Annotated in this window: 19 protein-coding genes; 6 read left to right on the forward strand and 13 right to left on the reverse strand. The window is 71.1% G+C overall.

Translation table 11 applies throughout. From position 1 onward, the window contains the following. Positions 1 to 21: 21 nt before the first annotated feature. The 7 genes from QJ852_16705 to QJ852_16735 form a co-directional block, all read right to left on the reverse strand. A complete protein-coding gene (locus QJ852_16705) occupies positions 22 to 1,392 on the reverse strand; it encodes a site-2 protease family protein (GenBank protein WGX94791.1) in 1,371 nt (456 codons plus the stop codon). A 134-nt stretch (positions 1,393 to 1,526) separates the two neighbouring features. Further along, positions 1,527 to 2,993: a carboxylesterase family protein gene (locus QJ852_16710; GenBank protein ID WGX94792.1), complete on the reverse strand. Its 1,467-nt coding sequence runs from the start codon at positions 2,991 to 2,993 to the stop codon at positions 1,527 to 1,529. A gap of 82 nt (positions 2,994 to 3,075) precedes the next feature. Next, positions 3,076 to 4,671 carry an ABC transporter substrate-binding protein gene (locus QJ852_16715; GenBank protein ID WGX94793.1) on the reverse strand — a complete coding sequence of 532 codons (1,596 nt, stop codon included), beginning with the start codon at positions 4,669 to 4,671 and terminating at the stop codon, positions 3,076 to 3,078. Between the two features lie 73 nt (positions 4,672 to 4,744). Further along, a complete protein-coding gene (locus QJ852_16720) occupies positions 4,745 to 5,560 on the reverse strand; it encodes an ABC transporter ATP-binding protein (protein ID WGX94794.1) in 816 nt (271 codons plus the stop codon). After that, a complete protein-coding gene (locus QJ852_16725) occupies positions 5,557 to 6,567 on the reverse strand; it encodes an ABC transporter ATP-binding protein (GenBank protein ID WGX94795.1) in 1,011 nt (336 codons plus the stop codon). Before QJ852_16725 ends, QJ852_16720 begins: the two co-directional genes overlap by 4 nt. Then, entirely contained in the window at positions 6,560 to 7,450 is an 891-nt protein-coding gene (locus QJ852_16730) for an ABC transporter permease (protein WGX94796.1), read from the reverse strand. Before QJ852_16730 ends, QJ852_16725 begins: the two co-directional genes overlap by 8 nt. 3 nt (positions 7,451 to 7,453) lie before the next feature. Beyond that, entirely contained in the window at positions 7,454 to 8,491 is a 1,038-nt protein-coding gene (locus QJ852_16735) for an ABC transporter permease (GenBank protein ID WGX94797.1), read from the reverse strand. Positions 8,492 to 8,739: 248 nt separating this feature from the next. On the opposite strand from QJ852_16735, the gene QJ852_16740 reads away from it, so the two are divergent. Together QJ852_16740 and QJ852_16745 are read left to right on the forward strand one after the other, a co-directional pair. Beyond that, complete coding sequence (locus QJ852_16740) at positions 8,740 to 9,492, forward strand: IclR family transcriptional regulator (protein ID WGX94798.1); 753 nt, start codon at positions 8,740 to 8,742, stop codon at positions 9,490 to 9,492. Positions 9,493 to 9,539: 47 nt separating this feature from the next. Continuing rightward, positions 9,540 to 10,403, forward strand: a complete 864-nt coding sequence (locus QJ852_16745) for a fumarylacetoacetate hydrolase family protein (protein WGX94799.1) — start codon at positions 9,540 to 9,542, stop codon at positions 10,401 to 10,403. Positions 10,404 to 10,462: 59 nt separating this feature from the next. Here the strand turns inward: QJ852_16745 and QJ852_16750 are convergent, their stop codons facing one another. From QJ852_16750 to QJ852_16775, 6 genes are read right to left on the reverse strand one after another with little or no spacing between them, the layout of a single operon-like run. Next, the gene (locus QJ852_16750) at positions 10,463 to 11,323 is read right to left on the reverse strand and encodes an aldo/keto reductase (protein ID WGX94800.1); all 861 of its coding nucleotides are present in this window, start codon (positions 11,321 to 11,323) and stop codon (positions 10,463 to 10,465) included. Between the two features lie 16 nt (positions 11,324 to 11,339). Then, positions 11,340 to 12,125 (reverse strand): hypothetical protein, encoded by a 786-nt coding sequence (locus QJ852_16755; protein WGX94801.1) that lies wholly within the window; start codon positions 12,123 to 12,125, stop codon positions 11,340 to 11,342. 32 nt (positions 12,126 to 12,157) lie between these two features. Continuing rightward, entirely contained in the window at positions 12,158 to 13,087 is a 930-nt protein-coding gene (locus QJ852_16760; protein WGX94802.1) for an alcohol dehydrogenase catalytic domain-containing protein, read from the reverse strand. Further along, positions 13,084 to 14,019 (reverse strand): C-terminal binding protein, encoded by a 936-nt coding sequence (locus QJ852_16765; GenBank protein ID WGX94803.1) that lies wholly within the window; start codon positions 14,017 to 14,019, stop codon positions 13,084 to 13,086. The genes QJ852_16760 and QJ852_16765 overlap by 4 nt, the downstream gene beginning before the upstream one ends. A 33-nt stretch (positions 14,020 to 14,052) precedes the next feature. After that, a complete protein-coding gene (locus QJ852_16770; protein ID WGX94804.1) occupies positions 14,053 to 14,880 on the reverse strand; it encodes an SDR family oxidoreductase in 828 nt (275 codons plus the stop codon). Beyond that, positions 14,877 to 17,495: a family 78 glycoside hydrolase catalytic domain gene (locus QJ852_16775; GenBank protein WGX94805.1), complete on the reverse strand. Its 2,619-nt coding sequence runs from the start codon at positions 17,493 to 17,495 to the stop codon at positions 14,877 to 14,879. Before QJ852_16775 ends, QJ852_16770 begins: the two co-directional genes overlap by 4 nt. A gap of 79 nt (positions 17,496 to 17,574) precedes the next feature. Here QJ852_16775 and QJ852_16780 point away from each other — a divergent pair, with 79 nt between their 5' ends. From QJ852_16780 to QJ852_16795, 4 genes are all read left to right on the forward strand, one after another. Further along, complete coding sequence (locus tag QJ852_16780) at positions 17,575 to 18,864, forward strand: alpha-hydroxy acid oxidase (protein WGX94806.1); 1,290 nt, start codon at positions 17,575 to 17,577, stop codon at positions 18,862 to 18,864. Continuing rightward, positions 18,861 to 20,378, forward strand: coding sequence for an AMP-binding protein (locus tag QJ852_16785; protein WGX94807.1), 1,518 nt, complete (start codon positions 18,861 to 18,863; stop codon positions 20,376 to 20,378). The genes QJ852_16780 and QJ852_16785 overlap by 4 nt, the downstream gene beginning before the upstream one ends. Before the next feature lie 438 nt (positions 20,379 to 20,816). Further along, positions 20,817 to 21,542, forward strand: coding sequence for a FadR/GntR family transcriptional regulator (locus QJ852_16790; GenBank protein WGX94808.1), 726 nt, complete (start codon positions 20,817 to 20,819; stop codon positions 21,540 to 21,542). A gap of 55 nt (positions 21,543 to 21,597) precedes the next feature. Beyond that, the gene (locus QJ852_16795) at positions 21,598 to 22,920 is read left to right on the forward strand and encodes an aspartate aminotransferase family protein (GenBank protein ID WGX94809.1); all 1,323 of its coding nucleotides are present in this window, start codon (positions 21,598 to 21,600) and stop codon (positions 22,918 to 22,920) included. Positions 22,921 to 23,085 lie beyond the last annotated feature (165 nt).

Raw genomic sequence — 23,085 nt, forward strand, 5'->3', positions numbered from 1 at the left:
GCCGGTCCCGATGCCCGTCGCTCAGGACTCCAGGTGCACGGGGACGACGAGGTCGCCGACGATCAGCACGACGCCCATGACGAGCACCGCCATGCCGACGACGTACGCGATCGGGAGCAGCTTCGCCACGTCGACGTACCCGGGGTCCGGGAGCCGGCGCACCCGGGCCCAGCCCCGCCGCAGCGCCTCCCACAACGCCCCGGCGATGTGGCCGCCGTCGAGGGGCAGCAGCGGCACGAAGTTGAACATGCCGATGAAGAAGTTGAAACCGGCGATGAGGAGGAAGAGCGAGACGACCTTGCCATCCAGCGGGATCTCCTCGTGGGCGGCGGTCTCACCGGCCAGCCGGCCGCCGCCGACGATGCTGACCGGACCCGTCGGGTCGCGCTCCTCGAGGCCGACGATCGCCTTGGCGACGCCCCACACCTTGGCGGGCAGCGTGGCCAGGGACTTCACGACCTCGACGGTCATATGACCCATCTGGCCGACCGTGTACGCCACACCGCCGGTGGTCGGGTGGCTGTCCGGGACGACGCCGAGGAAGCCGACGGTCTCGTCGACCTTGCCGCCGGCCTCGTCGGGTGGGCGGACCACGGTCTGGGTCTCGACGGTGACCTCGCGGCCGTCGCGCTCGACGACGATCTCGGCCTGGTCGGTGCCGTTGGCCTTGACCAGCGCCTGCACCTGCTCCCAGCTCGTGATCGCGGTGCCGTTGAAGGACACGATCCGGTCGCCGGCCGCGAGCCCTGCGGAGTACGCCGGTGTCGGTTGGTCGCGGACCTCCTCCTCGGTGCACACCCGGCCCGACTCGTCCGGGGCGAGGACGCAGGCGTTCACCTGCGCGATCGTCGTCTCGATCGCCCGGTCCCCCGGGTTGCCGTAGGTCGCGAAGACGCCGGTGAAGATCAGGAAGGCGATCAGGATGTTCACCGTCGGGCCACCGCCCATGACGATGACCTTCTTCCACCAGGGGAACTTGTAGAACAGCCGGTCGGCGTCCTCGGGCCGGATCGTCTCCCACTCGGCCGCCCGCGCGTCGGAGACCAGCTGGGTGAACATGCCGGTGTTGGACTTGCGGACCCGCACCACCTGCCCGATGACACGGCCGTCGGCGTCGAGCTCCTCCGTCACCTCGTCGGCGAGCGCGACGGCGCCCGGCGGGAGCATCCCGACGATCTTGACGTAGCCGCCGAGCGGGATCGCCTTGACGCCGTACTCGGTCTCGCCGACCTGCCGGCTCCACACGGTCGGCCCGAAGCCGATGAAGTACTGGGTCACCTTCCCGCCGAACCTCTTCGCCGGGATCAGGTGGCCGAGCTCGTGGAGCCCGATCGACGCCAGGATCGCCGCCGCGAAGACGACGACGCCGAGCAGGTAGAGCAGAGCGGTCATGCTGCGTTGTCCATGATGGGGTGGGGCTGCTGTCCTCGATCAGGGGGCCGGGGCCCGCGGTGGCGGTGCTGACGGCAGAGCCGTCCCCCTGAGGGTACGTCGTGGGCGGCTGCCCCGGGGGCTCTCCCGGCGCGTCAGTGGGTGAACCGCGTGGAGTGCTCCGCCCAGATCGCCGCCTCCGCGTCCAGGTGCCCGGCCTCGATCCGGCCGGGCGTGTCGATGATCCGGGCCGGCGAGCCCGCCATCGTCGTCGCCGGCCAGTCGGGGCCCGGAGCTCCGGTGGTCGCGAACGCCACCCAGGCCGCGCGCATCGAGGCGGAGACCTCAGCGGCGTCCCGGCTCGGCGGCCCGCCGAGCAGCCGGTGGCTCTCGGGGCAGTCCAGGTTGCCGAACACCAGCGGCAGGTCCAGCGCGTGACACGCGCCGAGCGCGCCGTCCAGGGCGGGGCTCGGCCACCCGAGCTCGTAGCGGAAGGTGCGGCCGGCGCCACTGCGCGCATGGGTCCGGGCCAGGTCGAGCGCGGTCATCCGGAACAGGCCGTCGGAGAAGATCCGGGTGTGCAGCGCCCGGGCGCCGGCCGCCTCCCCCACGAGCTCCCGGTACGCCGCCAGCCCGGCGTCGTCCAGGCCGAGCGCGCGCGCCAGGCGCTCGGGGTCCATCGCCTCCTCCGGAAGGGGCAGGGTGAAGATGGTCGCCTCGTCGGCATTGGCGCCGACCAGCAGGTCGACCGGGTGACCGTGCCCGGCCGCGAGGGCGGCGGCGGGCTCGGCGAGGACGGTCTCCCCGTCGATCACCGGGACGAATGCCGGCACCGGGCTACCGAGCGCGACCGGCGCCTGCGCCTGGGCGGCCAGCAGATCCGCGTCGGGCACGTCGGCCAGGCCCGCGGCGGTGCCGGGGCGACCGAGTGCGTCCGCGATCGCGGCGGTCACCCGCACGGTCTGGGCCGGATCGGCCATCCCCGAGGCGGGGCTGCTGGCGATCGCGCGGGAGAAGAGGCCCTTCGCACGCGGTGCGGAGAGCAGGATCGCGACCGAGCTCGCGCCGGCGGACTCGCCGAACACCGTGACCCGGCCCGGGTCGCCACCGAACGAGGCGACGTTGTCGCGGACCCATTCCAGCGCGGTCAGCTGGTCCAGCAGGCCGCGGTTCTCCGGAGCGTCCGGCAGGCTGCCGAAGCCCTGGAACCCGACCCGGTAGTTGAGCGAGACCAGGACCACCCCCGCCCGGGCCAGCGCGGCGCCGTCGTAGTACGGCTCGCTGCTGCTGCCCATCCGGAAGGCGCCCCCGTAGATCCACACCAGGACCGGGAGGCCGTCGTCCTCGGTGTCGGGACGCCAGAGGTTCACGGTCAGGCAGTCGTGCCCGTCGCCGGGGTTCCACAGCGACGGCCGCGCGGCCAGGATCGTGTCCTGCACCGGGGCGGGGCCGAAGTCGCCCGCGTCGAGCACGCCGGTCCACGCTGCCCGCGGCACCGGCGCGGCGAAGCGGAGCGAACCGGTCGGCGGCTCGGCGTACGGGATCCCGCGGAACGCGCGCACCCCATCCTCGCGCCGGCCGCGCACCTCGCCGGCCGCGGTTCCTACGATCGGTTCGTTCACTGCTCGCTCCTGCGACCTGGGGAGGACGACGCCGGGGGCGCCGCGAACGGCGCCCCCGGTGTCGTGACGGGATGCTGCTGGGTCAGTCCTCGACCCACATGTGGCGGGTGTCGATGACCCGGCCGCGGAGGCGGTCCGGCTCGTCGAGGGCCACGCTGTGCACGGTCGGCCGGTAGATGAAGGCGACCGGCTGGCCGGTGCGCCACACCCACGGCAGCTCCTCGACGAGGATCTCGTCGGCCTGCTGCCACAGCTTCTTGCGCTCCTCCAGGTCGGCGGTGCTCTTCGCCTGGTCGACCAGCGCGTCGAACTCCGGGTTCTCGAAGCCACCGGTGTTGTTGTTGCCGCTGCTGTGGAAGAACTGGTACGGCAGCGTGCCCGGGTCGAGGAAGTCGGCCATGTTCCAGCAGGTCGCCGTGTACTTGCCGGAGAAGAACGCCTCCAACGCGGCGGTGGTCTCCTGGACCTCGACCTTGAAGTCGAAGCCGGCCTTGCGCAGCTGCTGCTCGACGACGGTGGTGTCGTCGACGGTGGGACGGCAGGTGTAGGTGAAGGGGACCTTGCCGTTCTCCGCCTCGTATTCGGCGATCAGCTCCTTGGCGCGCTCCGGGTCGTAGGCCGGGTTGGCCGCGCCGCCGTTCCACGGGTCGTCCGGCGGGAACAGGCTGGTGGACTCGTAGGTGAGCCCCTCCTTGACGATCGCCGTGATCTCCTCGCGGTCGATCGCCATCGACATGGCCTGGCGCATCCGGATGTCGTCGAACGGGGGCTTGGTCATGTTCAGCACGATGCTGGACTGGTCGGCGCCCACGCCCATGGCCACCTTGACCGACGAGTCGTTGGACGCCTGCTTGATGACCGACGAGAAGATCGAGTAGATGATGTCGACGTCACCGGCGCGGACGGCCTGGTAGGCGCTCTGCGGGTCCTCGATCTTGCGGAACGTGATCTTGTCGAGGAGCACCTTGTCGGCGCCGTCCCAGTAGTTCTCGTTCTTCTCCACGACGACCTCGGCGCCACCCTGGCTCCACGAGGTGATCTTGTAGGGGCCCATGCCGGCGGCGTTCGCGTTGAAGTCGTCGGTGTGCTCCTGGAGCGACTTCGGCGACGCGACGTACGCAGCGGCGACTCCCTCCTGGTTGGCCAGCAGCACCGGGAAGGTGGCGTCGGCCTCGCTGAGGTTGAAGACCACCGTGCTCTCGTCGGGCGCCTCGACCGACTCCAGACCGCTGAGTGCGGAGACCAGGCCGGAGCCGGTCTCCGGGTCCTTGAACTGGTCGAAGTTGAACTTGACCGCCTCGGCGTTGAACGGCTCGCCGTCGGAGAACTTCTTGCCGGTGGGCAGCGTCATCGTCCAGGTCATGAAGTCGTCGCTGGGAGTCATCGCGGTGGCCAGGTTCGGCTTCGGCTCCTCGCCGCGGTGCTCGACGACCATCAGGTAGTCGTAGATCGCGCCGAGCACGGCCTGCGAGCCCGGGCTGGCGGACCCCGGGTTCAGGCGGGCCACGTCGGTGCCGAGACCGACCTTGAGCTCGCCGCCCTTGGTGGGCGTGCCACCGTCGCCGGACGACGAGTCGGACCCGCCGCACGCGGCCACGGTCAGGGCGAGACCCAGGGCGAGTCCGGCGGCGGCGATCCGCCTCCGGGCCCCCTTCCATCGGGCCGTGTGGTGCATCATCAGCAATCCTCCTCAGGGATGGTGCATTTCTTGGTGAGCCACGAGCGCAGTCCCTGGCCTCGGCCGGGCTGCGTCACGACGACCCCGAGTTCGTCAGGAACAGGTGGGAAGGCACGGAGTCGTGCAGGAGCTTGGTGTAGGCGTGCTGCGGGCGGTCGGCGATGTCGGCGGTGGTGCCGACCTCCACGATCTCGCCGGCGTTCATCACCGCCGTCCGGTCGCACAGCGTCGCGACGACGGCCAGGTCGTGGGAGATGAACAGCATCGCCAGGCCGGCCTGGGTGCGCAGCTCGTCGAGGAGCACCAGCACCTGGGCCTGGATGGACACGTCCAGCGCGGAGACCGGCTCGTCGCAGATCAGGATCTCCGGTCCCAGGATGGTGGCCCGGGCGATCGCGGCCCGCTGGCACTGACCGCCGGAGACCTCGTGCGGACGGCGGCGCGCCATCAGCTCGGTGACGCCGACCCGATCCAGCTCGGCGAGCGCGGCCCGCTCCCTCTCGGAGCGGGAGCCGCCCCGCCACACCCGCAGCGGCTCGGCGACCGAGTCGAGCAGTGAGCGACGCGGGTTGAAGGAGCCGGCCGGGTTCTGGAAGATCGCGCCGATCCGGGACCGGACGGCGCGGTCGCGCGGATCCGCGGCGACACCGTCGATCAACAGCCGGCCCTCCGAGAGCGGCGCCAGGCCGAGGATCGCGCGGATGGTGCTGGACTTGCCGCAGCCGGACTCGCCGACCAGGCCGAGGGCCTCGCCGCGGCCCACGGTCAGGCTGACACCGCGCACGGCCTCGAAGTAGCCGCCCTCCTGGCGGTCGCGGTAGCGGACCCGGGCGTCGACGAGCTCGAGCACGGGGACGTCGGTCCCGGGGGAACCGGTCGGGCTGGTCATCGGGCACCTGCCTCGGTCTCGGCCGGCACCGCCGCGGGGTGCCAGCAGCGGTAGCGGTGGTCGGGGCTGTCGGCCAGCGGCAGCAGCTCCGGGATCGCCTGGTGGCAGTCGTCCTCGGCGAAGGTGCACCGGGGCGCGAACCGGCAGCCGGCTCCGCGGTCGAGCGGGTTCGGCGGGGTACCCCCGATCGGCACCGGCAGCGCACGCCGCCCGGGCGCCATCTGCGGGATCGCGGCCAGCAGTGCGCGGGTATAGCGCATCGTGGGAGCCGCGAAGAGGCCGGCGACCGGTGCCGTCTCGACCACCTGGCCGCCGTACATCACGGCGACCTGGTCGGTGTGCTGGGCGACGACACCCATGTCGTGGGTGATCAGCACCGAGCCGATCGACAGCTCCGTGCACAGTTCGTCGAGCAGGTCCAGGATCTTCGCCTGCACCGTGACGTCGAGCGCGGTGGTCGGCTCGTCGGCGATGATCAGCTTCGGCTTGCAGGCGATCGCCATCGCGATCAGGGCGCGCTGCCGCATGCCCCCCGAGAACTCGTGGGCCCGCTGGCGGGCCCGGCGGCGGGCGTCCGGGATCCCGACCATGTCGAGCAGCTCGACCGCACGCTCCGCGGCCTGCGCCTTGTCGACGTCGGGCAGCCGGCGGACCGCCTCCGCGATCTGGGCGCCGATCGGCGTGATCGGGTGCAGGGCGCTGAGCGGGTCCTGGAAGATCATCGAGATCTGCCGGCCCCACAGCTCGCGGCGCTCCTTGGCGCTGGCGCCGAGCACGTCCTTGCCCTCGAAGAGCACCCGTCCGGAGATCCGGGCCCGGGCCCGGTCGTTGAGGCCCATCACGGTCCGGCCGAGCACGCTCTTGCCGGAGCCGGACTCCCCGACGATGCCGAGTCGCTCGCCGCGACCGAGGGTGAGGCTGACGCCGTCCACGGCCCGGACCAGGCCGGCGCGGGTCGGGAACTCGACGACCAGGTCCTCGATCTGCAACAACGGGGTCTCAGGCACCCTTGCCACCTCCGTCAGTGGTCGCGTCGGCGCGGAGCCGGTCGGCGAGGACGTTGAAGCTGAGGATGCTCAGCATCAGGAAGACCGAGGGCACCAGGATCAGGTGCGGGTCGGTGTTGAGGTACTGCCGGCCCTCGTTGATCATCACGCCCCAGGTGGGCTGCGGCAGCGGCAGGCCCATGCCCAGGAAGCTGAGGCCGCCCTCGATGATGATCGCCCGGCCGGCCGCGACGAAGGCGAACGCGAGGATGGTGTCCGCGATATTGGGGAACAGGTCGCGGGCGATGATCGAGTGGGACCGGGTGCCGAGGACCTTGCTGGCCTCGACGAAGTCGCGGTTCATCAGGGCGAGCGTCTGCGAGCGCGCCATCCGGACGAAGGCCGGGATCGCCTGCGCGGTGATCGCGATCATCACGTTCGTCTTGGAGGCACCGAGGAAGGCGGTGAGGACCAGGGCGAGGACCAGGCCCGGGAAGCCCAGGATCACGTCGGTGATGAAGCTGATCACGGCGTCGACCCAGCCGCCGAAGTAGGCCGCCGCGGTGCCGATCGGCACACCGATGACCAGCGCCAGGAAGGTGGAACCGAGGCCGATGAAGAGGGACACCTTGGCGCCCGAGAGCGCCCGCGCGAGCAGGTCGCGGCCGTAGTTGTCCGTGCCGAGGAGGTACTCCCCGCTCGGCCCGGCGAAACGCGCCTTGGCGTCGAACTCGAGAGCGTCCAGGTGCAGGATCAGCGGCAGCAGGAACATCCCGAAGACCAGCAGCACCAGCCAGGTCGCGCTGAGGATCTCCATCCAGGTCCACGACCGGCGCCGGGACGTGCGGCCGCGCCGCCGGGCGCCCGCCGGTACGGCGGGGGGCGTGGTCAGGTCGGTCACCATCGTTCAGCCCTCCCGGTTCCCGGCGCCCACGCCGCGCAGCCGCGGGTCGACGACGCCGTAGAGGAAGTCGACGAGGGTGTTGATCAGCACGAAGCTGCAGGCGATCACCAGAGTCATTCCTTGCACGACGATGTAGTCCCGGTTCTGGACCGCGGAGACCAGGCCCGCGCCGAGCCCGGGCAGCCCGAAGAGGTTCTCGACGACCACGGTCGAGCCGATCAGCACGCCGACGGTGAGCCCGGTGACGGTGAGCAGGCCGAGGATGCTGGGCCGGAACGCGTGCCGGAACACGATGCGCAGCGGCGAGATCCCCTTCGCGCGCGCGACGCCGATGAAATCGCGGCCGAGCGTCTCGGCGTAGTCGGCCCGGAGCACGCGCTGGTAGAGGGCGAAGGGGGCGGCGGCCAGCGAGATCGAGGCCAGGATCACCGAGCCGAGGTGGGCGCCGACGCCCTCCGACCAGGGCTGGTAGCCGTTCGCGGGCAGCCAGCCGAGCGTGACCGCGAAGATCCAGATCAGGATCACGCCGATCACGAAGTTCGGGGTGGACAGGACGCCGAAGACCCACAGGCCGATCGCGTGGTCGGCGCTGCGGCCCTTGTTGATCGCGGCGACGATGCCGGCCGGGATCGCGAGCACGAGCGCGATCAGCTGGCTGAGGATCACCAGCTCGAGCGTGATCGGCAACCGACTGGAGATCATCGAGGCGACGGTCTCCTTGGTGACATAGGACGAGCCCAGGTCCCCGGTCAGCGCGCCACCGATCCAGTCGAGATAGCGGGCGACGATGCCCTGGTCGAGCCCGAGCTCGTGCCTCATCGCGGCCAGCGCGGCCGGGTCGTTGGCCTGGTCACCCAGGATCACCCGGGCCGGGTCGCCCGGAAGCAGCTGGAGGCTGAGGAAGGTCAGCACCGAGATCATGAACAGCACCGCGAGCAGGCGGATCAGCTTGAGCCATCCCCTGCTGCGCAGCACCCGGGACCAGCGCACCGGTGCCCGCTGGGCGGGCGGCGCCGTCGTCTCCCTCGTCGTCGCGTTCACATGCCGTTCTTTCTGCTCAGGGGCCGCGTACGCCGCCCGGAGAGTTCCGTTTCGAGAACCACAGTTCGCTCTCCTGAAAGCGAGCGTGCTGCAGGTTTCCTCAATGTGTCAAGTATGTAGACTGAAGTTCATGTACCTGAACTAGTCGAAGCGGTCGGCCCTGGTTGCCCCCTGGTCACGAACCGACCAGTCGGTTACTCTATCCACGTAGCCGAACCGTGTTTCAAACATGTGAACTAGGAGGGGTCATGGCAGCCCTGGTGAAATCCGCCGACCGCGTGCTGCAGATCCTCGATCTGCTCACCGAGCACCCGGACGGCCTCACCCTGACCGAGATCCAGCGGGCGATGGACTTCCCGAAGAGCAGCACCTTCGGCCTGGTCAACACGATGGCGGTGCGCGGCTTCGTCCAACAGGACCCGAACACCCGCAAGTACGCCGTCGGCATCCGCCTGTGGCAGGCCGGGCAGAGCTACCTGACGGCGACCTCGCTCGAGCAGCTCGCACTCCCCTACATGACCGCCGTGCGCGACGCCCTCAACGAGACGGTGCAGCTGGCCATCCTGGACGGGACCGACAACGTCTACATCGGCAAGGTCGACCCCGACCAGCAGCTCCGCCTCGCCTCCCACGTCGGCGCCCGGCTGCCCGCCTACGCGACCGGGCTCGGGAAGGCGCTGCTCAGCCTGCTCCCCGACGAGGAGGTCCGGCGCCGCTTCGACGGCGTCACCTTCACGCAGTACACCGACCGCTCGCTGCACTCGGTGGACCAGCTGGTCGGCGTGCTCGGCGAGATCCGGGCCCGCGGCTACGCCGAGGACGACGCCGAGTACACCGAGGGCGTCTACTGCATCGCCTTCCCGCTGAAGCCGAGCCGCGACTACGGGCTCGCCTCGATCAGCGTCTCGGTGCCACACGTACGCCGCTCCGACGACCTCACCGCGCGCACCATCGAGAGCCTCCGCAACGCCGCGGCACAGATCTCGCAGCGCCTGAGCTGACCTCGCGCCCGCTCACCCCCACCACCACAACCCCGACCACAGGAGTGATGAAGCACGTGGAGCTGTTCCGCTACGGCCCCCTCGGCCAGGAGCGTCCCGCCGTCCGCCGGGACGAGGTCGCCTACGACCTGACCGGCCTGACCCCCGACCTCGACGGCGACTTCTTCGCCGCCGACGGCATCGAGCGGGTCGCCGCCGCCCTGGACGCCGGCGAGCTGCCCGTCCTGGAGGCAGCGGCCCTCACCGGCCAGCGGATCGGCGCCCCGATCGCGCGCCCGCAGGCGATCAGCTGCATCGGCATGAACTACGCCGCCCACGCCGCCGAGTCCGGGGCCGCGCCGCCGGAGGTGCCGGTGCTCTTCTACAAGCACCCCGGCACCATGGTCGGCCCGGACGACGACGTCCAGCTGCCCCCCGGCTCGGAGAAGTCCGACTGGGAGGTCGAGCTCGGCGTGGTCATCAAGCGCACGCCGCGCCGGCTCGCGAGCACCGCCGAGGCCCTGGAGTACGTCGCGGGCTATGTCGTCGCCAACGACCTCTCGGAGCGGGCCAGCCAGCTCGAGCACTCCGGCGGACAGTGGTCGAAGGGCAAGTCGGCGGAGACCTTCTGCCCGGTCGGGCCCTACCTGCGCCCCGCGGCCGAGGTCGAGCCGCAGGCGCTGCAGCTGCGCTCCTGGGTCAACGGCGAGAAGCGCCAGGACTCCAGCACCGCCGACATGGTCTTCAGCGTCGCGGAGATCATCCGGCATCTCTCCCACCACGTGCTGCTCGCCCCCGGCGACCTGGTCCTCACCGGCACGCCCGAGGGCGTGGCCCTCTCCGGGCGCTTCCCCTATCTCGCCGTCGGCGACGAGATGGAGCTGGAGATCGAGGGCCTGGGCCGTCAGCGCCAGCGCGTTGTCGCCGGCTGAGCCGACCCCGCCCGAGCTGCCCATCACCACCTGGCGTCACCCGATCCGCTCGGGTGGCGTCAGGCGGTGGCCGTCTCCGGCCGTGGGCGGACCTCGTCCAGCAGGGCCAGGTCGTCGCCGCCCAGGGTGAGCGACGCGGCGGCGGCGCTGGCGCGCACGGAGCGTGGCCGCCCGGCGCCGAGCACCGGCACCACCGCGGTGCCCTGCGCGAGCAGCCAGGCGAGCGCCAGCTGGACGCCGGTGGCGCCCAGTCGTGCGGCGAGGGCCGTCACCCGCGGTTCGCCGCGGACCAGCTCCTCCATCCGGCCGGGACCGTCCGGCCCGCCGAGCGACGAGTACGCCTCGTACTCCAGGCCGAGCGCGACACAGCGCGCCAGGACCGGGTCGTCCGGGCCCAGATAGGCGAGCCGGTTCTGCACCACCGCGACCGGACCCGCCGCGTGGGCGGCCTCCACCTGCGCGACGTCGACATTGCAGACGCCGATCTCGTCGACCAGGCCCGCGGCCCGGAGGTCGGCCAGTGCGCCGACGCTCTCGGCGAGCGGGACCGCGGGGTCGGGCCAGTGCAGGAGGTAGCGGTCGATCCGCTCGATGCCGAGCGCACTCAGGCTCGCCTCGACGTGGGAGCGCAGTGTCGCGGGCCGGGCGTCGACGGCGAACGAGCCGTCCGGGCGACGCCAGTGGCCACCCTTGGTGGCGATCCGCGCGCGGCCGGCCCGCATGTGCGACCCCAGCGCCTGGCCGAGCAGCCGCTCGCCCTCCCCCGCCCGGCCGGGTGGACTGTAGGCACGCGCCGTGTCGAAGCGGGTGATCCCGGTGTCCAGCGCCGCGGCGACGGTGGCGGCCAGCAGCGTCCGATCGGGTCGCGCGACCAGCGCCCACCGGGCGGAGCCGAGGACCAGACGGGACGCGCCGGACACGCGGGTCGAGGCCGGGCTAGGCGGACGGCGGCGGCGCCACCACGAGATCGGGATAGCGCTGCAACTGGCCCTCGTCGTACAGGGTGAGCGCGTGGTCGGCGACCCGGCGGACCCGGGCCTGCGCGGCCATCGCCTCGTAGATGTTCTCGCAGATCCCGATCGGGTGGTCCTCGTCGAGGTTGCGCCGCGTGAAGTAGGCGTCGGTGACGGTGACCACCCCGACGGCGGTGTCGACCTCGACGGCCATGGACGCACGGTGGTGCGAGCCGGTCCACCAGGTGCGCAGCCCGGGCACGATCTCGTCCTCGTCGGCGAGCAGCCGGACGCGGTCCCAGGCGTCGTGGGTCAGATAGCTCAGCGCCTCCGGGAGCAGCGACGTCCAACGGTTGTCGTGCGGGTGGCGATGAGTGGAGTGGAAGTGCGTCCAGCCGCGCTCGGTCAGGCAGATCTGCGCCTGGTCGAACAGGGTGAGGTTCGCCGTCGTGTAGAGCTGCAGTGGGGTGAGCAGCACGTGGGTGATGTCGGACGGCGTCAGCCCGAGCGCGGTGAGCTGGTCGGGCAGCCACTGCCCCGGCTCGCGCTGGAACGCGGCCCGCTCCCCCAGGAACGCCGCCCAGCCCTCGTTCATGGCGGTGAGGTCCTCGGCCGGGCCGGTGCCGACGAGGGCGCGCACACCCGGCCCCTCGATCAGGAAGGACTGGAACGCCAGCCGGTACCACTGGTCCCAGTCGGACATCCAGTACACCTCCGGGCCCGGCACCTCGCCGAAGCCCAGCGGCAGGATCCGCACACCGAACGTCATTCCACTCTCCTTGCTCTGGCCGAGCAGCTCCGTCAGGGCTGCAGCAGCGCCTTGATCACGTCGCGGCGGCCCTCGAGCAGCTCGCCGAAGATCTCCGCACCGGACTCGAACGGGAAGGTCGTGGTCCAGTCGAGCGGCACCCGCCCGGCGATCTCCAGCGCCTCCGCGAAGTCCGCCCGCCGGTAGCAGTAGGACCCGAGCACCCGCTTCTCCGAGCGTACGATCTCCTGTCCGTCGAACCCGGCCTGGGTGCTGAGCAGCCCGATCCAGACGGCCACACCGCCCGGGCGGAGCACGTCGACGGAGATCTTGTGGGTCTGCTCCGCGCCGACCGCGTCGATCACGATGTCGAACTCGCCGGTCAGCTCGGTGACCGCCCGGCCGCCGAGGCGGGACGCGATCGCCAGTCGACCCTCGTCCAGGTCGCTGATGGTGACCTGATCGCTGTGCTCCAACGCGACCAGCAGCGTGACCAGGCCGATCGTGCCAGCGCCGATCACGGCGATCCGCGGGTTGCCCTCCGGACGGGCCAGCCGTACGGCGTGCACGGCGTTGGCCAGCGGCTCGACCATGGCGGCCGTCTCGAAGCTCATCGCGTCGGGGATCTCGTAGACGGCGGCCTCGGGAACCACGACGGTCTCGGCGAAGGCGCCCGGGCGGTGGATCCCGAGGATGGCGCGGTTGCGGCACAGGTGCTCGTCGCCGCGCAGGCACTGGTCGCAGCTGTCGCAGCTGAGCAGCGGGTTGACCGTGACCCGGCGACCGTCGGGGGTGGTGCCGGCCAGCTCGTGGCCCATCACCAACGGGGGCTTGCGGAAGTCGGTGTGCCGGACGCCGTGCAGCTCGCTGCCGCAGATCCCGGAGGCGACCACCCGGATGGCCACCTCGCCCGGAGCCGGACTCGGCTCGTCGAGGTCCTGGAGCTCGACGGTGCTCGGCTTGGTGAAGACCAGAGCCCTCATGCCTGTCCCCCATGGGCACGGAGCAGGTCGGCCAGGATCTGCGCGGCGCGCACCCGCAGCTGGGGCAGGGACTCGGTGGAGAGGTAGGCGATGTGCGGGGTGACGAGCGCGCGGGCGTGCGCGGCGAGCTGGGCGGAGACGCCGGTCGGCGGCTCGGAGCAGAGCACGTCCAGGCTGGCGAAGCCGAGCGTGCCGCCGTCGAGCGCGGCCAGCAGCGCCTCCTCGTCCACCAGGGCACCGCGAGCGGTGTTGACCAGGTGCCCCTCGGGACCGAGCGCGGCCAGGACGGCGGCGTCCACGACGCCCGTGGTCTCGGCGGTGCTCGGCATGTGCAGGGACAGGTGCCCCACGGCCGCGGCGAGCTCCCTGAGGGTCGGCCAGGTCGTGACGCCCTCGGGTGTCTCGGTCAGGAACGGGTCCCAGACGTGCACGGGGAAGCCGAGCGCCGCGACCCGCGCGGCCAGCGAACGACCGATCCGACCGAAGCCGGCGATGCCGACCGGGTCCTGGCCGGGCGGGGGCGGCTGGGAGATGCCCGCGGTGGTCCAGCCCGCGGCGGCCAGGTTGCGGGAGCCGGCCGCGAGCCGACGGTTGTGCGCGTAGATCGACGCGGCGGCGTGGTCGGCCACCTCGGCGAGACAGTAGTCGTCGACGTTGCTGACCGCGACGCCGCGCCGGGCGGCGGCGTCCAGGTCGATGTTGTCCAGGCCGATGCCGTAGCGGACCACGGCCTTGAGCCGGGGCAGCGCGGCGAGCACGTCGTCGGTGACCGGCGCCCACTGCACGAGCAGCCCGTCCGCCTCGGCGGCGACCTCGATCACCTCGGCCGCGGTGGTGACGTCGTGCTTCGCGACCGAGAACTCGGGCTCCAGCACCTCCCGCTCGTGCGACCCGTCACCCAGGTTGGTGTCGGTGATGACGACGTTGAACATGAATCTCCTTCGAAAGTGTCTGCAGGGGGCGGGTCAGGCGGAGCCGGCGAAGCTGGAGGCGTCCCCGAGTCCCTCGGGGCCCATCGCCAGATAGCCGCCGTCGACCGGCAGGTCGACGCCCGTGATGAAGCTGGCGTCCGGTGAGCACAGGAAGGCGACCGCCGTGGCGACCTCCTCGGCCTCACCGAGCCGGCGCAGCAGGTGGAACCGGCCCCAGACCGGCTCCCACCGCTCGCGGTCGCCGTCGGCCGCCTTGCTGACCTCGGGCGTCCAGATCCAGCCGGGGCTGACGGAGTTGACGCGGATGCCGTGCTCGGACAGGTCCATCGCCATGCACCGGGTCAGCGAGACGATCGCGCCCTTGGTGGCGTTGTAGGTCCAGCGCGAGGGCTGCGCGATGTGCGCGGAGATGCTGGCGATGTTGACCACCGCGGCGCCGGGGGTGGTGCGTAGGTACGGCAGCGCGGCCTGGACCACGTTGCCGATGCCGCGCAGGTTCACGCCGAGCACACTGTCCCACTCCGCGGTGGTGACCTCGACGCCGCGGGCCAGGAAGTTGGCCGCGGCGTTCACGACGATGTCGATCCGGCCGTCGGCGTCGGCGAAGGAGGTGACGACGGTCCGCACCGCGTCCTGGTCGGAGACATCGCACACGACGCCGCGGAAGCGGCCCCCGGCCGTGGCGATCGCCTCGGCGGTCGCGGCCAGCCCGGCCTCGTTGATGTCCACACCGAGCACCTCGGCACCGCGTCCCGCGAGCACCCGTGCCGTGGCGGCGCCGATGCCGGAGGCCGCGCCGGTGACCACCGCGACCCGCTCGTTCCACTCCATGGTCTTCTCCCTCGCTCCAGAGGTCGTCATCGACGCTCCAGGATCAGCTCGTGGCGGCCACCGGACAGGTCGATCGCGGTCCCGTCGGCGGCGGCGCCGTCGACGACCGCGATCGCGTAGCCCGCCGGCGCGACGAACCGGGCCGGGCCGGTGGCCGGCAGCTCCAGGAGGTGCTTGACCCGCGCGCCGTCCCGCTCCCAGCGGCTCGAGACGGGGCCGGTCGGGCCGCGGTGCGCGCCCTCGGCCCAGTCCAGGCCGGTCAGGTAGACCGGCGCCACGGTGATGCCGTCGCCCCAGACCGCGCCGTCGAGGCGGAGGCCGAGGACGTCCTCGAACAGGAAGCCGCCGACCGCACCGAGTGCGCAGTGGTTGAACGAGTTCATCTCCGCGGTGGCCAGCGAGCCGTCGGGGCGGATGCCGTCCCACTTCTCCCAGACCGTGGTGGCGCCGCGCTCGACCATGTAGAGCCAGCTGGGCATCTCTCGGCGCAGCAGCAGCTCGGCGGCCAGGTCGGCGTGCCCGTGGCGGGCCAGGGCGGGCAGCACGTGCTCGACGCCGTGGATGCCGGTGGTGACGTAGCCGCGCTTCTCGATGTGCTCGCGGAGCAGGTCGGCGGCGCGCTGGGCCTCCTCGTCGCGCAGCAGCCCGTAGCCGATCGCCTGGGCGTAGACGGTCTGGGTGGCGTCCTCGAACCGGCCGTCGGCGCCGACGAAGCGCTCCCGGTACGCCGTGCGCACCTCCTCCGCGCGCCGGTCCAGCCGTGCGGCGTCCTCGTCGCGGCCGAGCCGGCGGGCGATGTCGGCGACCTGGCACAGCGAGCGGTAGGTGTGCGCGGTGGCGACCACGGGCTTCGGGCTGGTCGAGAAGGCGCCGGTGTAGGCGTAGCCCGGGTGCGGTACGTCGTCGTCACGGTCGGGCAGCGAGAGCCAGTCGGAGAAGTCCGAGCCGACGGCGTTGACCCGGATCCCGTCCGGGTTCTCCCTGTCGACGAACTCGAGATAGCGCAGCAGCGAGTCGAAGTACTCCTCGGCGCTGGCGAGGTCGCCGTAGCGGCGGACCAGCAGGCTGACCATCCGGACGTAGCCGTCGGCCCAGCCCGGGGCACCGTGCCGCTCGTTGCCCGGCGGCACCACCGGCACGTAGGAGGGCACCGAGCCGTCGTCCCACTGGGCGTCGGCGGCATCCCTGCTGAACTTGGCCAGGAAGGCGGCCACGTCGAAGAAGTAGCTCGCGGTCGGCGAGATCACGCCGGCGTCGCCGAGCCAGCCGAGCCGCTCGTCGCGCTGCGGGCAGTCGGTGGCGACCTCGAGGAAGTTGTCGCGCACGGTCCACTCCACCGCGCCGGCGAAGGCGGTCAGCGCCTCGTCGGAGCAGGCGAAGGAGCCGATCAGCTCCTGGCCGGCGTCCATCGAGAGCGCCGTCACGGTGCTCTCCTCGGGGATGGCCAGGTGCCAGGCACCGTTGGTGTTCTTCAGGCCCCAGATCTCGGCGTAGCGGAAGCCGTGCATGCCGAAGCGCGGCTCGAGCGTGCGCCGTCCCTCGGCGTCGTCAACGAAGCGGTCCTCCTGGAACGCCCCGCGCAGGTTGTCGCGGTAGACCAGCTTGTCGGGGGTGAGGATCTCGCCGTGCCGCACGATCACGTCGGCGCCGGGGGTCAGCTCGGACTCGATCCGCAGCCAGCCGACCAGGTTCTGCCCGAAGTCGAAGATCGCCGGGCCGCGGGCGTGCTGGTGCACCAGGACACCGGGGTGCGCGCGCAGCACCCGGATGTCCGCGTGCGGCTGGGGGTGCACGGCCACCCCGGGCGCCGGCAGCTCGACCGGGCTCCAGCCGGCGTCGTCGAAGCCGGCGCCGGTCCAGCCGTGGTGCTCGCGACGCAGGTCGGCGATCTCGCCGCGGAGCAGGTCGCTCGCGATCACGGCTCCCGGGGCGGTCCGCCAGCCGGCGCCGGTGCCTGCCACGACCCGGCGGTCAGTGCCGGTCGCGGTCTCGACCTGGGCCAGGAAGGCGGGCCGGGTCCCGTAGAGGGAGGGCGCCCACTGCAGCCCGAGGCGACCGGCGTACCAGCCGCGGCCGAGCAGCACCGCGATCGTGTTGGTGCCCTCGACGAGCAGGTCGGTGGCGTCGTAGGTCTGGTGCAGGACGCGGGTGTCGTAGTCGGTCCAGCCCGGGCGGAGCAGCGCGTCGGCGGTCACCTCGGTGCCGTTGACCCACATCCGGTAGATGCCGAGTGCCGTGGCGTAGACCCGGGCGCGGTCGCCGCGCTCGGCCAGCTCGAACTCGGCACGCAGGTACGGCGCCGGGTCGTAGTCCTCCCGCGCGAACGGCGTAGCCGGGGCGGCGATCCACGCGGCCTCCCAGCCGGCCTGGTCGAGACCGGTCTCGAAGGATGCCGCGGCGCTGCCGTCGACGGTCCAGGTGTAGCGGGCGGCGGGCCGGAGCGCGGCGGCCGGGAGCAGCACGAAGGGACGCTCGGACGTGGCGGTCCAGGTCGCCGCACCGTCGTCGAGGTCGGTGACCGTCACGCGATAGGGGCCAGGACCGGCCGGGGTCCAGGAGAGCATGGTGTCGCGCGCCGGGATCCCCCGCGGGTCAGCGCGATAGCCGGCCAGCAGCCGGGTGTGGGGGGCGTCTGCGGACGTCATCGATTCATCTCTCCCTGTCCTGAGCCAGCCTGATCCGGGCGCTTTCGCACGACCCCGATCGTGGACTACGCTCTACGGCATGTCAAGGAGACGAACTCAGGTTCACGTATCTGACCTCGGCGGCCGCACCCGCCGCCGGCTCCCGGCCGTCCGCGAGCTCGCAGCCCTGCTCCGCTTCCGCCGCCCGGTGTGGAGCGCCCGGCGCCGTCGCCTCGAGCGCGCCCTCACCATCGAGGACCTCCGCGTCGCCGCCCGGCGCCGTACGCCGCGAGCAGCCTTCGACTACGTGGACGGCGCCGCCGACGACGAGATCTCGCTGGCCCGCGCCCGGCAGGCTTTCCTCGACGTGACCTTCCACCCGGGTGTGCTCCGCGACGTCGCCGAGACGGACCTGAGCACCACTGTGCTCGGCTCGCCGGCGGCGCTCCCCTTCGCCATCGCGCCCACCGGCTTCACCCGGATGATGCACACCGAGGGCGAGCGTGCCGGGGCCCGGGCGGCCGCCGCCGCGGGCATCCCGTTCGCGCTGTCCACGATGGGCACCACCTCGATCGAGGACGTCGCGGCCGCCGCTCCCGGCGGACGTCACTGGTTCCAGCTCTACGTCTGGAAGGACCGGGACCGGTCGATGGAGCTGGTCGAGCGCGCGGCCGCTGCCGGGTTCGACACCCTGCTGGTCACCGTGGACGTGCCCGTCGCCGGAGCCCGGCTCCGCGACGTCCGCAACGGGATGACGATCCCGCCGACCCTCACCGCGCGCACCGTCGTGGACGCGCTCCCGCGGCCGTCGTGGTGGATCGACCTGCTCACGACCGAGCCGCTCGCCTTCGCCTCGCTCGGCGCCTGGCCCGGCACCATCGCCGACCTGCTGGACGCGATGTTCGACCCCACGGTCACCGACGAGGACCTGACCTGGATCAAGGAGCAGTGGCCGGGCAAGCTCGTGGTCAAGGGCATCCAGACCGTCGACGACGCGCGCCGGGTCCGCGACCTGGGCGCCGACGCGGTGCTGCTCTCCAACCACGGCGGACGCCAGCTCGACCGGGCGCCGGTGCCCTTCCACCTGCTGCCCGATGTCCGCGCCGCCCTCGGGCCCGACGCCGAGATCCACCTCGACACCGGGATCATGTCCGGGCAGGACATCGTCGCGGGCCTCGCGGCCGGTGCCGACTTCACCCTGATCGGCCGGGCCTATCTCTATGGGCTGATGGCCGGCGGCGAGGCCGGCGTCGCCCGCACCATCGAGATCCTCCAGGGCCAGATCCGGCGTACCCTCCAGCTGCTCGGCGTGCGCAGCATCGCCGAGCTCACCCCGGACCACGTCACCCAGCTGCACCGACTGGGCCCGCTGCCGCGGGACCGGCGATGAGCCGCACCCTGGCCGCGGCCTGGGCCGACCGCCTGGCGGATGCACCGGGCGCGGTGGCGATGAGCCACCGGGACCGACGCTGGACCCGGGCCGAGCTCGACCGCGCGGCGGGCGCGCTGGCCGCGACCTTCGCCGACCGCGGGGTGCGCGCCGGCGACCGCGTCGGGATCCGGCTGCAGAACGTGCCCGCCTTCCCCGTGGCGCTGCTGGCGTCGTGGCGGCTCGGCGCGGTGCCGCTGGTCCTGAACCCCATGTACACCGCGCGCGAGCTGCACGTGCTCCTCGCCGACTCGGGCGCGGTCGGCGTCCTGTGCGCCGCGGACGACCTCTCCCGGGTGGTCGAGGCCGGCGGCGGCACCGCGCTGCGGTGGACGCTCACCGCCGAGGAGCTCGGCGACGACCTGGGGTCCGCCGGGGATCCCGACCGGGACCTGCCGCCGTCCGGCGCGGACCCGGCCGACCCGGCCCTGATGATCTACACCTCCGGCACCACCGGACCGCCCAAGGGCGCGCTGTCCTCGCACGCCAACGTCCTGGCCACCGTCGACGGGTACGCCGACTGGCTGGGCCTGGTCGAGGGCGACGTGTCGCTCGCGATCGCCCCGCTCTTCCACACCACCGGGGCCGTGGCCAGCGCCGCGATCGCCCTGGTCCGCGGACTCGACCTGGTGCTGATCGGGCGCTTCGATCCCGGCGCCGCGCTGGCCGCGATCCGCGAGCACCGGGTGACGTTCACCGTCGGGGCGATCACCGCCTTCACGGCGCTGGGCCAGCACCCGGACGCCTCCCCCGAGACCTGCGCGTCGCTGCGCGTGGCCGCGTCCGGGGGCGCGCCGATCGCCCCGGCGACCGTGGCCCTGCTCGAGGAGCGACTGGGCTGCTACATCCACAACGTCTACGGCATGACCGAGACCACCTCCGCAGTGGTGGCGGTGCCGACCGGGCAGCGGGCGCCGGTCGACCCGGTCACCGGAAGCCTCTCCGTCGGCGTCTGCCTGCCCGACGTCCGGGCGCGGGTGCTGGACCCCGACGGCCGCGAACTCGGACCCGGCGAGGTCGGCGAGCTGGAGTTGAGCGGTCCCTCCATGATGCTCGGCTACCACGACCGTCCCACGGAGACGGCACAGACGCTGCGCGAGGGCTGGCTGCGCACCGGCGACGGCGGCTCCATCGACGCCGACGGCTGGATCTACCTGGCCGACCGGCTCAAGGACCAGATCAACGCCTCCGGCTTCAAGGTCTGGCCCCGCGAGGTGGAGGACGTCCTGTGCGAGCACCCGGCCGTGCTCGAGGTCGCGGTGGTCGGCAGGCCCGACGCGTACCGCGGCGAGACCGTGGTCGCCTTCGTCGCCCTCGCCGCCGGGAGGACCGCGAGCCCCGCGGAGCTGGTCGAGCACGCGCGCGGGCGGCTGGCCGCCTACAAGGTCCCGCGCGAGATCACGGTGCTGGAGCAGCTGCCGAAGACCGCGACGGGGAAGATCCAGCGCCGCGAGCTCCGCGTGGATCCGGCCTAGCTAGCCTCGATGTTTCACCGGGCCGCTTGAGGAACGGCGGCAAGGTGCGACGGCGTTCTGCTGTGGTCGGAACCGGAGCCGTTTCGGATCCCACCGGCCTCGGCCAGTCCTGGGTCCCGGACGCGACCACCGGTTCTGCGTGTTTCGGGCCGGCATCCACGCGGTCAGCTCGGCGACCTGAGCACCCTCACGCGGTTCTCCATCCTGTCGACCGCGGCGGTGTCGGCCCCGGACCAGCACCGGGTCACGCGCACCGGCAGGCAGGTGATCGAGCGCGGCGTCGACGGTGGTGACGTGGTCGGTCTCGATCCACGGCGACGCCCTCCCCGGTCGCAGATCCAGCACCAGGCAGACGGGAGTGACAGGCGCCGAGCAAACCTGGTAGGTTTACTCATCTGATGACCAGATGAGTAGATCCAACGGAAGTGAGGCGACCCAGTGCGACCGAGCACCCGGTTGAGCGAGGCGTTGGAGATTCGCCTCTTGCGGGAGATTGTGGGCCGCAAGGTTCTTCCCGGCGAAGCGCTGCCCTCGGTAGCCGAGATCGCGGCAACCCATCAGGTGAGTCAGCCGATCGTGCGCGAGTGCATGCAAACCCTCGTCGCTGCGGGGGTGATTTCGGTGTCGCACGGGAAACGAACCCTCGTACGGCCGGCCGCCGACTGGAACGTTCTCTCCCCGTTGGTCCAGCACGCATTCCATGCCGAGGGTCGCGGTAGCGAGCTTGTCAGGGACTTCTACGAGGTTCGGCGGATCCTGGAAGTCGGCGCAGTGCACGTCGCAATCGAGCAGGCATCGCAGGACCAGGTCCAGTTGATATGCGACCTATCTGACCGAATGAACGAAGTAGCTATCGGATCCCGGGACGTAGCGACCTTTCTTGAGCACGACAGGCAGTTCCACGAGGCAGTTGCGTCGGCGACCAACAACGCCACATTGGCACAACTCATCCGGATGCTCTATGCGGCCAATAAGAACGAGTGGACCAGGTCGCAGGCCGCTGTCGGCGACCTTGAGGTCCTGGCCGAGCAACACGCCAAGATCGCTCAGGCAATCAAGGCGCGCGAACCGGGCAGCGCTGGCGAAGCAGTGGAACGGCACATTTCGACCGCGGTAGCGATCGAGGCCGGCCGGGATGCTCAGCGCTGCTGCGATGGATCGTGATGGCTGTCGACCGCGTGAACAAGTCATTCCTCACTGATAGAAGAGCGAGAAATAGATGAGTGGACTCCAGACAGCTCGGGCAACGGGGCGAGGCCTCGCCGAGCGGGCTCGTCGCGTAGTGCCTGGAGGCGTTAACAGCGGCCAGCGCCAGATACCCGGCCTTGAAGACCTTGTCGTCGTCGGAACTTCGGGCGCCCGGTTCACCGATGCCGACGGCAGAGAATATGTCGACTTCCATGCGGCCTTCGGTCCGCCGCTGTTGGGGCTGAACGATCCGGATGTCAACGCGGCGGTGGCCAGATCGTTGAAGGTCATGGGTCACACCGGCGTTGGCATCAACGCCCTGGAGGTTGAGCTCGCAGAGCGGATCGTTGACCTCGTCCCGTCGGTGGAGAAGGTGCTGCTGACGACGACGGGAAGTGAAGCCACTTTCCATGCACTACGTCTTGCCCGGGCAGCGACAGGGCGCAAGAGAATCGTCAAGTTTCAAGGTTGCTTCCATGGCTGGCACGACTCGGTGGCCATGAACGTCGCCACTCCGAGCGACTCGATCGGCAGCAAGCACCGGCTGTCCTCCGGGATGTTGGACGAAGCCGTGGAGTTGACCACCGTCCTTCCCTTCAACGACGTGGACGCCTTGGAGCAGGAGTTCGCAGCGCGAGGCGACGAGGTCGCCGCTGTCATACTTGAACCGATACAACACAACATCGGAGCCGTTCTTCCGAAGCTGGAATTCCTCCAACGCTTGAGAGAGTTGTGCGACCGATTCTCCACCGTACTGATCTTCGATGAGGTCATCACGGGATTTCGTCACGGGCTGGACGGGTACCAGGGTGTCGTTTCGATTCGCCCGGACCTCACCACCTTCGGCAAGTCGATGGGTAACGGATACCCGATTGCGGCCCTGGGTGGGCGGGCGGACTTGATGGATATGTTCAGTTCCTCTCCCGGTAAGCCAGTATTCTTTGCGGGCACCTACAACGGGCATCCAGCGACCGTCTCCGCCGCACTCGCCACCATCGACAAACTATGCAACGAACCAGTTTACGACCACATATTCCGATTGGGTGCGCAGATCAGGCTGGGCCTCGAGGAGCTGTACCGCGCCCTTGAGATCGATGCAGTAGTTTCGGGCTTCGGCTCAGTCTTCATCACCTACTTCCTGCGGCCGCCTGTCCACTGTTACGAGCACCTGCTCGCCAATGACGAGGAACTCTTTACGGGATATCGTCGCGAACTACTCAATCACGGAGTCTTCGAGCTGCCGCTGAATCTGAAACGGAGCCACGTTTCCTACGCGCATCAAGAAGAGGATGTCCATCGTCTCTTGGACGCGACGGAGCGCGCCGTGAGAACTGTCGTTGCGCGGCGGGTGTGACAGGACTTGCCATTCGGGCCCGTTCGCGAAACGGGCGTCACCGTTGCCGATCGGCCTCCAGGCGAGGAGCCGACGTTTCTGCGTGGCACCTCATCGGGCATTGTTTCGTGAATATCTGGCGGACGGGGATTGACTACCGTAACCTCGGAGGTTATCTTTTCATAT

The organism is Nocardioides sp. L-11A (genome assembly GCA_029961745.1).
Lineage (GTDB): Bacteria > Actinomycetota > Actinomycetes > Propionibacteriales > Nocardioidaceae > Nocardioides.

What these genes read in the sequence shown, in the direction of transcription:
- QJ852_16705 (WGX94791.1), bottom strand. Translation starts at nt 1,392, where the DNA reads ATGACCGCTCTGCTCTACCTGCTCGGCGTCGTCGTCTTCGCGGCGGCG.
- QJ852_16755 (WGX94801.1), bottom strand. Translation starts at nt 12,125, where the DNA reads ATGACGTTCGGTGTGCGGATCCTGCCGCTGGGCTTCGGCGAGGTGCCG.
- QJ852_16785 (WGX94807.1), top strand. Translation starts at nt 18,861, where the DNA reads ATGAGCCGCACCCTGGCCGCGGCCTGGGCCGACCGCCTGGCGGATGCA.
- QJ852_16770 (WGX94804.1), bottom strand. Translation starts at nt 14,880, where the DNA reads ATGACGACCTCTGGAGCGAGGGAGAAGACCATGGAGTGGAACGAGCGG.
- QJ852_16730 (WGX94796.1), bottom strand. Translation starts at nt 7,450, where the DNA reads ATGGTGACCGACCTGACCACGCCCCCCGCCGTACCGGCGGGCGCCCGG.
- QJ852_16760 (WGX94802.1), bottom strand. Translation starts at nt 13,087, where the DNA reads ATGAGGGCTCTGGTCTTCACCAAGCCGAGCACCGTCGAGCTCCAGGAC.
- QJ852_16715 (WGX94793.1), bottom strand. Translation starts at nt 4,671, where the DNA reads ATGATGCACCACACGGCCCGATGGAAGGGGGCCCGGAGGCGGATCGCC.
- QJ852_16745 (WGX94799.1), top strand. Translation starts at nt 9,540, where the DNA reads ATGAAGCACGTGGAGCTGTTCCGCTACGGCCCCCTCGGCCAGGAGCGT.
- QJ852_16765 (WGX94803.1), bottom strand. Translation starts at nt 14,019, where the DNA reads ATGTTCAACGTCGTCATCACCGACACCAACCTGGGTGACGGGTCGCAC.
- QJ852_16795 (WGX94809.1), top strand. Translation starts at nt 21,598, where the DNA reads ATGAGTGGACTCCAGACAGCTCGGGCAACGGGGCGAGGCCTCGCCGAG.
- QJ852_16780 (WGX94806.1), top strand. Translation starts at nt 17,575, where the DNA reads ATGTCAAGGAGACGAACTCAGGTTCACGTATCTGACCTCGGCGGCCGC.
- QJ852_16720 (WGX94794.1), bottom strand. Translation starts at nt 5,560, where the DNA reads ATGACCAGCCCGACCGGTTCCCCCGGGACCGACGTCCCCGTGCTCGAG.
- QJ852_16775 (WGX94805.1), bottom strand. Translation starts at nt 17,495, where the DNA reads ATGACGTCCGCAGACGCCCCCCACACCCGGCTGCTGGCCGGCTATCGC.
- QJ852_16740 (WGX94798.1), top strand. Translation starts at nt 8,740, where the DNA reads ATGGCAGCCCTGGTGAAATCCGCCGACCGCGTGCTGCAGATCCTCGAT.